This is a genomic window from Rhizobium leguminosarum, assembly GCF_001679785.1.
GTDB lineage: Bacteria > Pseudomonadota > Alphaproteobacteria > Rhizobiales > Rhizobiaceae > Rhizobium > Rhizobium leguminosarum_R.
This window is the reverse complement of sequence record NZ_CP016286.1, coordinates 1201832-1214784: the sequence shown is the minus strand read 5'-3', so window position 1 is coordinate 1214784 and position 12953 is coordinate 1201832. Positions and strand designations below refer to the sequence as shown.

16 protein-coding genes are annotated in these 12953 nt (G+C 59.8%); 9 read left to right on the top strand and 7 right to left on the bottom strand.

Features of this window, described 5'->3' with window-relative positions; all coding sequences use genetic code 11:
• Positions 1–79 precede the first annotated feature (79 nt).
• The 3 genes from BA011_RS06215 to BA011_RS06205 all read right to left on the bottom strand — a co-directional run bounded on the left by BA011_RS06215 (position 80) and on the right by BA011_RS06205 (position 2171).
• Entirely contained in the window at positions 80–283 is a 204-nt protein-coding gene (locus tag BA011_RS06215) for a DUF3126 family protein (protein ID WP_003539277.1), read from the bottom strand.
• Positions 284–423: 140 nt separating this feature from the next.
• Positions 424–1257, bottom strand: a complete 834-nt coding sequence (gene cysE / locus BA011_RS06210) for a serine O-acetyltransferase (RefSeq protein WP_003539276.1) — start codon at positions 1255–1257, stop codon at positions 424–426.
• 128 nt (positions 1258–1385) lie between these two features.
• The gene (locus tag BA011_RS06205) at positions 1386–2171 is read right to left on the bottom strand and encodes an alpha/beta fold hydrolase (RefSeq protein WP_027665982.1); all 786 of its coding nucleotides are present in this window, start codon (positions 2169–2171) and stop codon (positions 1386–1388) included.
• A gap of 158 nt (positions 2172–2329) precedes the next feature.
• Here BA011_RS06205 and BA011_RS06200 point away from each other — a divergent pair, with 158 nt between their 5' ends.
• The gene (locus tag BA011_RS06200) at positions 2330–2575 is read left to right on the top strand and encodes a zinc-finger domain-containing protein (RefSeq protein ID WP_018241878.1); all 246 of its coding nucleotides are present in this window, start codon (positions 2330–2332) and stop codon (positions 2573–2575) included.
• Positions 2576–2602: 27 nt separating this feature from the next.
• On the top strand, positions 2603–3757 hold the full coding sequence (locus tag BA011_RS06195; protein WP_065279796.1) for an FAD-dependent monooxygenase: 1155 nt from the start codon (positions 2603–2605) through the stop codon (positions 3755–3757).
• Positions 3758–3788: 31 nt separating this feature from the next.
• Here the strand turns inward: BA011_RS06195 and BA011_RS06190 are convergent, their stop codons facing one another.
• The gene (locus BA011_RS06190; RefSeq protein WP_065279795.1) at positions 3789–4979 is read right to left on the bottom strand and encodes a cystathionine beta-lyase; all 1191 of its coding nucleotides are present in this window, start codon (positions 4977–4979) and stop codon (positions 3789–3791) included.
• A 361-nt stretch (positions 4980–5340) separates the two neighbouring features.
• On the opposite strand from BA011_RS06190, the gene BA011_RS06185 reads away from it, so the two are divergent.
• The 4 genes from BA011_RS06185 (at position 5341) to BA011_RS06170 (ending at position 9637) form a co-directional block, all read left to right on the top strand.
• A complete protein-coding gene (locus BA011_RS06185) occupies positions 5341–6366 on the top strand; it encodes an amino acid ABC transporter substrate-binding protein (protein WP_017960259.1) in 1026 nt (341 codons plus the stop codon).
• A gap of 103 nt (positions 6367–6469) precedes the next feature.
• Positions 6470–7672 (top strand): amino acid ABC transporter permease, encoded by a 1203-nt coding sequence (locus tag BA011_RS06180; protein WP_027665985.1) that lies wholly within the window; start codon positions 6470–6472, stop codon positions 7670–7672.
• Between the two features lies 1 nt (position 7673).
• Positions 7674–8828, top strand: coding sequence for an amino acid ABC transporter permease (locus BA011_RS06175; RefSeq protein ID WP_065279794.1), 1155 nt, complete (start codon positions 7674–7676; stop codon positions 8826–8828).
• Positions 8829–8863: 35 nt separating this feature from the next.
• Complete coding sequence (locus BA011_RS06170) at positions 8864–9637, top strand: amino acid ABC transporter ATP-binding protein (RefSeq protein WP_012757299.1); 774 nt, start codon at positions 8864–8866, stop codon at positions 9635–9637.
• A gap of 58 nt (positions 9638–9695) precedes the next feature.
• Here the strand turns inward: BA011_RS06170 and BA011_RS06165 are convergent, their stop codons facing one another.
• Positions 9696–10334, bottom strand: a complete 639-nt coding sequence (locus BA011_RS06165) for a hypothetical protein (RefSeq protein WP_065282427.1) — start codon at positions 10332–10334, stop codon at positions 9696–9698.
• A gap of 469 nt (positions 10335–10803) precedes the next feature.
• Between BA011_RS06165 and BA011_RS06160 the strand changes: the two genes are divergently transcribed.
• Together BA011_RS06160 and BA011_RS41170 are read left to right on the top strand one after the other, a co-directional pair.
• Positions 10804–11253, top strand: a complete 450-nt coding sequence (locus BA011_RS06160) for a DUF3597 domain-containing protein (RefSeq protein ID WP_065279793.1) — start codon at positions 10804–10806, stop codon at positions 11251–11253.
• Between the two features lie 160 nt (positions 11254–11413).
• Positions 11414–11725, top strand: a complete 312-nt coding sequence (locus BA011_RS41170) for a hypothetical protein (protein WP_027665990.1) — start codon at positions 11414–11416, stop codon at positions 11723–11725.
• Positions 11726–11849: 124 nt separating this feature from the next.
• Here the strand turns inward: BA011_RS41170 and BA011_RS06155 are convergent, their stop codons facing one another.
• On the bottom strand, positions 11850–12029 hold the full coding sequence (locus tag BA011_RS06155) for a hypothetical protein (RefSeq protein ID WP_065279792.1): 180 nt from the start codon (positions 12027–12029) through the stop codon (positions 11850–11852).
• 164 nt (positions 12030–12193) lie between these two features.
• A complete protein-coding gene (locus BA011_RS44165; protein ID WP_186806510.1) occupies positions 12194–12397 on the bottom strand; it encodes a hypothetical protein in 204 nt (67 codons plus the stop codon).
• 41 nt (positions 12398–12438) lie between these two features.
• Between BA011_RS44165 and BA011_RS06150 the strand changes: the two genes are divergently transcribed.
• Complete coding sequence (locus tag BA011_RS06150; RefSeq protein WP_011651794.1) at positions 12439–12729, top strand: DUF982 domain-containing protein; 291 nt, start codon at positions 12439–12441, stop codon at positions 12727–12729.
• Positions 12730–12953: the final 224 nt, after the last annotated feature.

Genomic DNA, 12953 nt, shown 5'->3' with positions numbered 1-12953 from the left:
ATTCTCGTTTCGAATCGAAAAAACGAAAAAGGACCGAACGGATCGCGCCGTTCGGTCCTTTTGAAGCTTTCGAACGCGATCAGAGATCGACGTCGAGGATCGCCATCGAAAAGTTGTAGGATCGGTCGCCGTCCTCGTCATCGATATAGACGACACCCAGAAATTCTTCGCCGAGATAGACTTCCGCAGAATCATCCTTGCGCGGACGCGCCTTGACGATCATCTGCGGATTGAACATGCGCTTGAAATAGGCGTCGAGCTTCTTGATTTCTTCTGGCTTCACTCTGTCATCTCCGTAAGCGGTCTTGATTGGCCGCTTCTTGCACAGGAAATGCAGCGGTGTAAAGGCAAGGTTGCCGTTTGCTCATGGCCCTCCCCGCTCGGATCCCGCCGACTTTTCCTATCCTTGTTTCCAACGGGCGCTCAGATATCGGCGCCGATCACCTGGTCCATGTTGCGCGACGGCTCGGAACAACCGGCCTCGCCGACGACCTTGGCCGGCACACCCGCCACCGTCTTCTTGGGCGGCACCGCCTTCAGGACGACGGAGCCGGCGGCGACACGTGAGCAGTAGCCGATCTCGATATTGCCGAGGATCTTCGCACCGGCCCCGATCATGACGCCGGAGCCGATCTTCGGATGGCGGTCAGCGCCCTCCTTGCCGGTGCCGCCGAGTGTGACGCCGTGCAGGATCGAGACGTTGTCGCCGATGACGGCCGTCTCGCCGACGACGAGGCCGGTGGCGTGATCGAGGAAGATGCCCTTGCCGATACGGGCGGCCGGATTGATGTCGGTCTGGAAGACGCTGGAGGAGCGGCTCTGCAGATAAAGCGCAAAATCACGCCGGCCGCGGTTCAGCAGCCAATGGGCGAGACGATGCGTCTGCAGCGCGTGGAAGCCCTTGAAATAAAGCACCGCCTCCATGAAGCGCAGGCATGCGGGATCGCGGTCGTAGATCGCCTGGATATCGACACGCAGGATGGAGCTCCAGTCCGGCCAGTCGAGGAGCATTTCCTCGAAGGTCTGGCGAAGCAGGTTCGCCTGCATGTCGGGGTGATCGAGACGTTCGCAGATGCGGTGGATGACGCATTCCTCGAGCGAATGGTAGTTGATTACCGTCGAATAGAGGAAGGCGGCGAGAACCGGGTCCCGTTCGGCGGCGAGCCGGGCTTCCTCGCGCAGGCTGTCCCAGATGGGATCCATCACCTTCAGCGGATGGCCTGTGTCAAAAGCACGAATGTCAGTCTTTGCGACCATCGCCGCTCTCCTCGTTGCCGGAAGGAATGCCGTTTTCGGAATGCCAATATATAGAGGAAAACGCCAATAACATAAATGGGTGCCGTCGCCATGGTTTTTTAGCATGGTTTTTCGGCATCACGATGTTGTCAGCGATGGGCGCCCCTTGCATAGAAGGCCAGAACTGCCTGCTTGAAAACCCTGTCGCCGACGGCGAGCATATGATCGCGCCCTGGAATATCGAGCGCTTCGGCATTTTGCATCAGCGCCGCCAATTCCTGCGGCGAGCCGGCGATATCATCCTTGGTGCCGACCCCGATCAGCGTCGGCATATCGAGCTTGGCCATGTCGGAGCGGGCGACGAGATCGCGCGAGCCGCGGATACAATCGGCAAGGGCGACGCGGTCGCTCTTCGTCTGCTCGGCGAAGGCGCGGAACATGCGGCCGCGGACATGAGTCACCGCGTCCAGCGATGGAGCCAGAAGTGCATCGGCAATCGGGTCCCAGTCACCGACGCCGTCGGTCATGCCGATGCCGAGGCCGCCGAGCACCATCGAACGGACGCGATGCGGATTGGCAAGCGCGGCAAAGACGGAGATGCGGGCGCCCATCGAATAGCCCATGACGTTGGCTTCGGGGATGCCGAGATGATCCAGCAAGGCAATAGCATCGCCGGCCATGACCCAGGGACGATAGGCTTCGGCATCGTGCGGCTTGTCGCTTGCGCCGTGGCCGCGATTGTCGATGGCGATCACCCGGTAGCCGGCATCACCAAGCGTCTTCAGCCAGCCCGGATGCACCCAGTTGACGTTTGCGGTCGAGGCAAAGCCGTGGATCAACAACACGGGGACGCCGGCCGGATCGCCCTCATCGAAGAAGGCGAGCTGCAATCCATCATGGGTGAAGCTTGAAAATGTGGGCGTATTCAGGTTCATCGGGCCTTCCTTTTTGGCGCGACCATAGTCGAGCGGCCTTTCATCGTGAAGCCAAAAACTGTGGCTAAAAACTGTGCCTGGCGCGGCGCTTTGGCTCTACACATTTGCGGCGAAGGCTTATAAGGTTCGCGCACATTTCAAAGCATTCGGAGAGCGACATGGCCGGCCACAACATTCCTCACTTCCAGAACGACGGCGGTCACCGCGTTATCGAAGTCGGCGTCAAGGAATTCATGTGCACCGGCGCTTCGGCTCCCTTCGATCATCCGCACATCTTCATCGACATGGGCGACGACAACGAGAAGGTCTGTTCCTACTGCTCGACGCTCTATCGCTTCAATTCCACGCTCAAGCCGAGCCAGACCAATCCGGCCGGTTGCGTTTTCCACGTGAAGGCGGCGTAACGCGTCCAGATCCGGATCGGACGGACAATGCCGGTCGAACATGCCGCCATCATCGGCGCCGGGATATCAGGGCTGACAGCTGCCCTTGCGCTTTCGCGCCGGGGCATCAGTTCGGAGATCTTCGAGCAAGCGGGCGAACTCACCGATATCGGCGCCGGATTGCAGGTTTCGCCGAACGCTTCCCGGATCCTTGCCGAACTCGGTATCCTTGAAGGACTGTCAAAGGTCTGGCTCGAGCCCGACGCGATCCGGCTGATATCGGGCAGTTCGCTGCGCCAGCTCGCGGCGGTGCCGGCCGGCAAATTCGCGCGGGAACGCTGGGGCGCTCCCTATGGCGTTCTGCACCGCACCACATTGCAGAAAGCCCTTTTGGCTGCGGTTGCGGCCGATCCGCTCTGCCGGCTTCACCTCGGCGTGCGGATGGACTTGACCTTACCGCCTTTCGAGCGGGCGGCCGATGTCGTGATCGGCGCCGACGGCGTCTGGTCGAAGCTGCGGCAATTCGTTCCGGGCAGCCCCTCGCCGCGCTTTTCCGACAATATCGCCTACCGCTTTACGATTGCCGAAACGGAGGCGCCCGGTTTCCTCGACCGGGCAAGCGTTTCGGCTTTTCTCGGCGGCTCGGCGCATCTCGTCTGCTATCCGCTGAGGGAAAGCGGCAGCTTTAACATGGTGGCGATCACCGCCGGCAATATCGCGCCGCAGGCCTGGCAAAGCGAAGCGACGGCCGAGCAGCGGGCGCAGCTGCGGGCGCGCCTTTCCGGCTGGAACACCGCGATCGTCTCGCTGCTCGACAGAAATAGGAAGCTGACGTTCTGGCCGCTGTTCGAAACCACCGCGGGTTCCTGGCAGGACGGCCGAAAGACGGTTCTGATCGGCGACGCCGCGCATGCGATGATGCCTTTTGCCGCCCAGGGAGCGGCGATGGCGATCGAAGACGCCTACGAACTGGCGGCGTTTCTTTCGAACCGTCCCGTGGCGGAAGCGCTGGCGCGGTTCGAAAGACATCGGGCGCCGCGCATTGCGAAGCTTCGCCAGCGTGGCGCCTTCAACCGGTTCGCCTATCATGCGAAAGGGCCGATCCGGATCGGCCGCGATCTCGTGCTCGGCCTCAAGCCGTCGCTGAGCCTCGCGGCAGATCTCGACTGGATCTACGGCTATCGGGCTGCCGATCTGCCTTGAGGCGCGACCAGCGACGACAAAGCGTGTCTGGTCAGACGACGCTTGCCGCCGCAAAACCCCGTTCGATATCGGCCTTCAGGTCGGCCACGTCCTCGATGCCGATCTGCAGGCGGATGACCGGACCGTCCGTCGGCGCCTTGGCGACCTTGCGATCGTTGAGATAGGCATGCAAGGCGAGGCTTTCAAAGCCACCCCAGGAATAGCCGAGACCGAAAATCCTGAGCGCGTCGAGGAAGGCATGCGCCTTTGCTCTGGACTTCTCTGGGCCGTCGGCGGCCAGCACGAAGGAAAAGATGCCGCTGGCGCCTTTGAAATCGCGCTTCCAGAGATGGTGAGAGGGGAAACTCGGCAGGGCCGGATGCAGCACGCGGGCGACGTCGTCCCTGCCCTCCAGCCATTGCGCGATATCAAGCGCGCTTTCATAGTGCCGCTCGAGGCGCAGGCCCATGGTGCGCAATCCGCGCAGGATCTGGTAGGCATCATCGGGTGCGCCGCAGATGCCGAGCACACCGTTTGCTTCCTTCAGCCGCTCCCAGTGCTCGGCATTGGCCGAAACCGTTCCGAGCAGGATGTCGGAATGGCCGGACGGATATTTCGTCGATGCGTGGATCGAGATGTCGACGCCGTAATCGAGCGGCCTGAAATAGACCGGCGTCGCCCAGGTATTGTCCATCATGACGACGGCGCCATGGCGATGCGCAACCGCCGAGATGGCCGGAATATCCTGCATTTCGAAGGTATTGGAGCCCGGAGCCTCGGTGTGGACGAGCTTCGTGTTCGGCCGGAACAGCGTCTCGATGCCGGCGCCGATCTCCGGATCGTAATATTCCACCTCGACGCCGAGGCGCTTCATCATCGTGTCGCAGAAATGACGCGTCGGGCCATAAACCGAATCGACCACCAGCGCATGATCGCCGGCAGCAACGAAACCCAGGAACGGTATGGTGACGGCGGCAAGGCCCGAGGGTACGAGGATCGTGCCGGCCGAGCCTTCGAGTGCGTCGATCGCCTCGCAGAGCGCATCCGTCGTCGGTGTGCCGCGCGTTCCGTAGGTGTATTTCTGCGTGCGCGTCTCCATCGCCCGGGCGTTCGGGAACAACACCGTCGAGGCGTGCACGACCGGCGGATTAATGAAGCCGTGATAGTCGAAGGGGTCGTTGCCGATATGGGTCAGGCGGGTATTGATGCCGGCATTCTGCAGCAAGCTGTCTTTGTCTTTCATGTCGGGGATAGCCTTTGCGAAAGGTCGCGAAACCAGACTTTTGGACGCCCGACCGTTTCGGGTCAACCCCTTGAGGATCGGTTGGAGGGCGACGATCCGAAATGATGGAAATTTCGATTTTCGCGTTATTTTTCCGCAACCGGACGCCTATTTCCTAGTCAACCGCCCATGAATGCAGCGCTATCTGCCAAAATGTTGCATTTCGCCGCAATTATTGGGCGCGACACTTGACCGTAGTGACATTTGCGACTGTGATAGGGTCACTCGCGCCGGGAGGGTGTCGAGACAATGGGGAGGCGGCACGGATTGTCGGCACGCACTCTCCACAAGAAAAGATAAGACAACGGAAAAGGTTGGGAAAATGAAAAATAAGCTCCTGTCGGCCGCCATCGGCGCAGCAGTTTTGGCAGTTGGCGCCTCGGCCGCCTCCGCCACCACTCTCTCAGACGTCAAGGCAAAGGGTTTCGTTCAGTGCGGCGTCAATACCGGCCTTACCGGCTTTGCCGCACCTGACGCTTCCGGCAATTGGGCCGGCTTCGACGTCGACTTCTGCAAGGCCGTCGCTTCGGCCGTGTTCGGCGACCCCACCAAGGTCAAGTACACGCCGACGAATGCGAAGGAACGTTTCACCGCTCTGCAGTCCGGTGAAATCGACGTCCTCTCTCGCAATACGACCTGGACGATCAACCGCGACACCGCACTCGGCTTCAACTTCCGTCCCGTCACCTATTATGACGGCCAGGGCTTCATGGTGCGCAAGGGCCTGAACGTGAAGTCGGCTCTCGAACTCTCCGGCGCCGCAGTCTGCGTGCAGTCGGGCACGACCACGGAACTGAACCTCGCCGATTATTTCAAGACGAACAATCTGCAGTACAATCCGGTCGTCTTCGAAAATCTTCCTGAGGTCAACGCGGCCTACGACGCCGGTCGTTGCGACGTTTACACGACCGACCAATCCGGTCTCTATTCGTTGCGTCTGACGCTGAAGAATCCCGACGAACACGTCATCCTTCCTGAGATCATCTCCAAGGAGCCGCTTGGCCCGGCCGTCCGTCAGGGTGATGATCAGTGGTTCGATATCGTTTCCTGGACGGCTTATGCGCTGATCAATGCCGAAGAGTTCGGCATCACCCAGGCAAATGTCGACGAGATGAAGAACTCGCCGAACCCGGATATCAAGCGCTTCCTCGGCAGCGAGACCGACACCAAGATCGGTACCGATCTCGGCCTGACCAATGATTGGGCCGCCAACGTCATCAAGGGCGTCGGCAATTATGGCGAAATCTTCGAGCGCAACATCGGTCAGGGCAGCCCGCTCAAGATCGAACGCGGCTTGAATGCTCTGTGGAACAAGGGCGGCATCCAGTACGCACCGCCGGTTCGCTGATCGAGCACTGGCATGAAATCCCGGGAAGGCGGCCGAGCCGCCCTCCCATCTTCCAAAAAGTAAAAAGAAAGCCCGAAAACGGGCACAAGGGGATTGGCGCGGCATGACGCATGGGGCTGTGGATAGGACACCTTTGCATGACACCGGCTGGAGTTTCCGGTCGGCAATGTACGACCCGAAATACCGGAGCATATTTTACCAGCTTCTAACAATCGTTGTTCTCGTGGGCTTTGTATGGTGGGTGGCCCACAACACGGCCGTGAACCTTGCCCGCAGCAATACGGCATCGGGTTTCGGCTTTCTTCGCGGCCGCGCCGGTTTCGAAATCGGCCAGTCGCTGATCACCTTTTCGAGTGACTCGACTTATGCGCGCGCACTTCTCGTCGGTATTCTGAATACCTTGCTGGTGGCGGTGACCGGTATCTTCACGGCGACCATCATCGGCTTCCTGATCGGGATCGGCCGGCTGTCGCGCAATTGGCTGATTGCCAAGCTCTGCACGGTCTATGTCGAGGTTTTCCGCAACATTCCGCCGCTGCTCGTCATCTTTTTCTGGTATCTCGGCGTTCTCTCCGTCTTGCCGCAGCCGCGCGAGTCGGTGGGTCTGCCGTTCAGCATGTACCTCAACAACAGAGGACTAGCCTTCCCGAAGCCAATCTTCGAGACGGGCATGATAGCGGTCGGCATCGCCCTCGTGATTGCGATTGTCGCCACCATCATCATCGCGCGCTGGGCCCACAAACGCCAAGCCGCAACCGGCCAGCCGTTCCACACCGTATGGACGGCGATCGCGCTGATCGTCGGCTTGCCATTGCTGGTCTTCGTTGTCTCCGGCTTTCCGCTCACCTTCGACGTTCCGGTTGCCGGAAAATTCAACCTCACGGGCGGCTCCGTCGTCGGCCCCGAATTCATGTCGCTGTTTCTCGCTCTGTCCTTCTATACCGCCTCGTTCATCGCCGAGATCGTTCGCGGCGGCATTCGCGGCGTTCCAAAGGGACAATCCGAAGCAGCCGGCGCGCTGGGGCTGCATCCGTCGAGCGTGACGAGACTTGTCGTGGTGCCGCAGGCGCTGCGCATCATCATCCCGCCGCTGACGAGCCAGTACCTCAACCTGACCAAGAACTCCTCACTCGCCATCGCGATCGGTTTCTCGGATCTCGTTGCCGTCGGTGGCACGATCCTCAATCAGAGCGGTCAAGCGATCGAGATCGTCTGCATCTGGGGTATCGTCTATCTCAGTTTGAGCATTCTCACGTCGCTGTTCATGAATTGGTTCAATGCCAAGATGGCACTGGTGGAGAGATAAGATGTCGGTTGCCGATAAACCCTTCGTCAGAACGTCCATCCTTGCCGCCGAACCGCCGCCGCCCGGCGAGAGGGGAGCCGTCGCCTGGATACGTCGCAATCTCCTGGCAACTCCGAAGGACGTGATGCTGACAATTCTGGCTCTTGCGCTCATCGCATGGGCCGTGCCGCAGCTCGTCAACTGGTTGTTCATCCAGGCCGTGTGGTCCGGTCCGGACCGCACATTCTGCGCGACGACGCTCCAGGGCGGCATCCAGCCTGACGGCTGGAGCGGTGCATGCTGGGCCTTCATCAGCGCCAAGTACGATCAGTTTATCTTCGGCCGCTACCCGCTCGGTGAGCGTTGGCGGCCGGCGATCGTCGGGATCCTGTTCATTGTGCTGCTGGTTCCAATGCTGATTCCGTCGGCGCCGCGCAAGGGCCTGAACGCCATTCTTCTGTTCGCCGTCCTGCCGATCATCGCCTTCTGGCTTCTTCACGGCGGCTTCGGCCTCGAAGTGGTGGAAACTCCACTCTGGGGCGGGTTGATGGTGACGCTCGTCCTGTCCTTTGTCGGTATTGCCGTCTCCCTACCCGTCGGCATTCTGCTTGCGCTGGGACGCCGCTCGAAGATGCCCGTCATCCGGATGCTTTGCGTTACCTTCATCGAGGTCATTCGAGGCGTTCCGCTGATCACCGTTCTGTTCATGGCAAGTGTCATGCTGCCGCTTTTCCTTCCGACAGGCTGGAACGTGGACAAATTGCTCCGGGCGCTGATCGGTGTGTCGATCTTCACCTCGGCCTATATGGCGGAAGTGATCCGCGGCGGCCTTCAGGCGATCCCGAAGGGACAGTTCGAAGGCGCCGATTCGCTTGGCCTCGGCTATTGGCAGAAGACCCGGCTGATCATCATGCCGCAGGCCATCAAGCTGGTCATCCCGAGCATCGTGAACACCTTCATCGGAACGTTCAAGGACACGTCGCTGGTCACCATTATCGGGATGTTCGATCTGCTTGGCATCGTCAAGCTGAACTTCTCCGATTCCAACTGGGCAAGCGCCGTCACGCCGATCACGGGTCTGATCTTCGCGGGCTTCATCTTCTGGCTGTTCTGCTTCGGCATGTCGCGCTATTCAGGCTTCATGGAACGCCATCTCGATACCGGCCACAAACGATAAGAACGCTACAACGATAAGAATGAGGGAAAATAGTCATGGCTGAAGCTCCAGCGAAAAAGCTCACCGTTTCCGCAACGGAAGTGGCGGTCGAGATCGTCAACATGAACAAGTGGTACGGCGATTTCCACGTGCTGCGCGACATCAACCTGAAGGTGATGCGCGGCGAGCGCATCGTCATTGCCGGCCCGTCGGGCTCGGGCAAGTCGACGATGATCCGCTGCATCAACCGCCTGGAAGAGCATCAGAAAGGCAAAATCGTCGTCGACGGCACCGAGCTCACCAATGATCTGAAGAAGATCGACGAGGTGCGGCGCGAAGTCGGCATGGTGTTCCAGCACTTCAACCTCTTCCCGCATCTGACGATCCTGGAAAACTGCACGCTGGCGCCAATTTGGGTCCGCAAGATGCCGAAGAAACAGGCCGAAGAAGTGGCCATGCACTTCCTGAAGCGGGTCAAGATCCCGGAACAGGCCAACAAATATCCGGGCCAGCTCTCCGGCGGCCAGCAGCAGCGCGTGGCGATCGCCCGGTCGCTGTGCATGAACCCGAAGATCATGCTGTTCGACGAGCCGACCTCGGCGCTCGATCCCGAAATGATCAAGGAAGTGCTGGACACCATGGTGGGTCTTGCCGAGGAAGGCATGACCATGCTCTGCGTCACCCATGAAATGGGCTTTGCCCGCCAGGTCGCCAACCGCGTCATCTTCATGGACCAGGGCCAGATCGTCGAGCAGAACTCGCCGGCCGAATTCTTCGACAATCCGCAGCACGAACGTACCAAGCTGTTCCTCAGCCAGATCTTGCACTAAATCGAAGCGTCCTTTGAAAAGACCCGCCGCGCCTTCCGGGTCGGCGGGTCTTTCACGTTCAGCGGGAGGCTGTCGCCCGCAGCAGGCTGCAGAGACCGGCAAGACCCGAATCACCGCCGGAGGCGGAGATGTCGGCGCAACGGACGAGCATCTTGCGCTGCTCATTGACAGGCCTCGCCTGGAAGGCCTCCAGGGTGCGGATCTGGGACGCGCTGAGGCTGCGCTCAGCCGCGGGTCTATCGCTGCTGCCTGCCCCGTCTACCCTGCTGATGACGGGATTGGCGTCGATACCATTACCGCTGCCGACCGAGGCCGTGGCGTTGGCATCGAGCCCATCAGAACCGCCGGTGCGTGCATTGAGATCGGCATTGACGCCGCGCCCGCCCCCGATCCTGGCGTTGGCGTCTGCATCGAGACCGTTGCCGCCACCGACACTGGCATTGACATCGGCATCGATGCCACCGCCGGCATTGGCGGTCGCATCGGCATTGACCCCGTTCGAGTCGCCAACGGAAGCATTGGCATCGGCGCTGATGCCGCTCCCGCCGCCAATCGAAGCCCCGACATCGGCGCTGACGGCATTGCCTGCATTCACCGACACACCGACATCGATCGCACGCGCACTGCCTGCCGGCATGGCAAGGAGGGCGCAGGCAGATGCGAAGACTGCAAAGGAGAGCCTATAGTTATGGGTCATGTTTTCTTCCGTTTCCATTCCGTCGAACGATCTGCCCGGCGGTCGAAAATCGAGGAACGCGCGTGCCTTCGATCAATAGGACGCCTGCAACTACAGGACGTCCATGGCAAGGCAACGTGAAGAGATGACGAATGTTTCACGACAGTGCGCGGCAAGTCGGTTCGGCGGCGTATAATGATGTTTCGCGGTTATTGAATTCCGAATTGCCCGACCGACTGTGCCAAAAGCGGGCATGTCTGATGACAGTTGGAGGGCTGCTGAAGTATTCCCTCCGTTGGCGCAGCAACCTTCAGCCGGCGGCGAATAATCCGATCGCAGCTTTTCCTTATGATCGACCACAGCTGTCGCGGGTATTGGCTTTTCCACCAGCGATTGAACATGCTAAAAATAACTGCCTTTCCGCCTGGATATATCAAGCGGGAAGTCCATGTTTCAGCATGTTCTCATCTGAGGGAACTGGAGGTTTAAAATGGGTATTTTCGACAAGATCAAACATGCAATCTTCGGAGAGGCGAAAGCAGCCGAACCCGTTGCTGCCGGCGCGCCGAAGACAGAGCCGGCGCCAGCGCCTGCCTCACCGTCGGCAGCCCCCAGTCCGGCGCCCGCGGCCCCTTCCCCGCAGAGCAAGCCGGTCCCCACTGCCACCGCACCAGGCACAGCTACAGTCGATATCGTCCCGATCCTCGACGCGGCGGTAAAGAAGAGCGGTCAGAAACTCGATTGGCGCCGCTCTATTGTAGACCTGATGAAAGCCGTCGGGATGGATGCGAGCCTGACCGAGCGCAAGGAACTTGCCGCTGAACTCGGCTATACCGGCGACACCAACGATTCCGCAAAAATGAACATGTGGCTCCACAAGGCACTGATGAAGCGGCTTTCGGAAAATGGCGGCAAAGTCCCGGCCGATCTCCTGGATTGATCGATGACGCATCGCTGCCGCTATTCTGTGGCGGCAGCGATGCGAGCAACGTCTCGGGCAGATGCGGACGCCGGAACAAGGCGTCCCTTGCCCGTAGGCGCTGGAACCAATAATGTTTGGCTCGATACTTCGATAATCGATCAGGGGAGAATTAAATCCGATGAGATTGATGGCAGTCGTTGGTGTTGCACTGAGCCTGGGCTGTATATCGGCCGCAGAATCTCCGTCAAACTATCAATCCTATAGCGGCATTCGGGTCGATACGGACCCGGTCCTCCTGGCTCGATACGACAAGGCACTCCAACGCTGCGTGCCGGAGGCAAGCTCATGGCGACGAGGCTCGCCGGACCCGCGAAGCCTGCATTACAACGCGGCTCTCAGAAATTGCCTCTATAGGCGCAGCTTCGTCGACAGAGGCGTCCACGCCTACCCCATCCCCCAGGTCTACTTCGATCATTTCCTGGATCGCTGAGAAGAGCCGCGCCCTTCTGAGGCCTGTCAAACAGAAACCCCGCCATTTTGGCGGGGCTGTCTTCAATCGCGATGCTGCAACCTCTGCATAGTTCCTTAAATCGGAAAGACGCGCGGCTTTATAGTCAGCGTTTGCTGCCAGCTGGCGGCCGACCCTTGCCCGCCGGGCGATTGCCGCTTCCGGACGAGGTCTTGGCATCATTGCCCTGACCGAAGTTGGTGCCGCCGAGATGGCCACCGCCGCTGGTATTGGCAACCTGGCGCTGCGCTTTGCGCAACAGTGCCTCTGCATTGGTCTTGCTCATGAAATCTCCTCAATGGCTGGAAAACCCAGCCGGAATGCCGCCACTGACATCCGCGGTCAAAGACCGAAGGCATATCAGGCAGCGACGATGGGTGTGGGCGGAGGCTTGTGTCGATCAAAGAATTGCCTGCGTTCATGACGATCCCCCCTCAACCGGCATGACGATCACCTTCCGGCGGCTGCCGGACGGCGCAGAAATCGATTTTGAAAGGAAAGATCAGCTGGGACGCCAGGGCGCAAACCAAGCTCGACAAGCAATTTCGATAGATGAATCAATATGACGGCAATGTGTTTAAAACAAGTTCCCGGCTTCCTGACTGGAGAGGCGTTGTTGCCGACTGCTTTTGCCGATTCATAGGGGATAGTCATCCTGCAGCGCCGGTTGGAACACTTCTTGCAGAGTTACTAATATGTTTATGATGCAAGGACCAAATGTCATGAATCGGTACACATCGCATCAGTTTCCCGCACTGAGGATCCTCATGAGCGGCCAGGAAAAATACAGCGTCGTCAGGACCCTCGGCGACGCAGCCACCATGCTCATTTCCGAATGGCCCGGCGATGACGGCGAGGAATATGTCGTGGCGGTGAGGACATGCCTCGACGCCATCCGCGGAACCACGCCCCCGGGCGCCGCGCGGGAAGCACTGATGAGAGCGGCTGATGAAGCCGGCATCCGCTACCTCTCGGTCGTTCACTGAGATCGCTCGAGCAGATTCCAGGGAAGAATTTGCGGAAACGCTCGAGCAGTAATGGTCTCGTCCTCCGCTACGCAACTGATCGCGGTCGAGCCGCTTACTATGCCCTGCCAAAAGGACCGGAAGACATCGAAATCGAGCTCCGACCCTGTTACGGGCTGGATGGTTTCATCCGCGCGAAGAAAGTCACCGTGACGTTCCATCCAGGTCGTCGTGCTGACGACAAA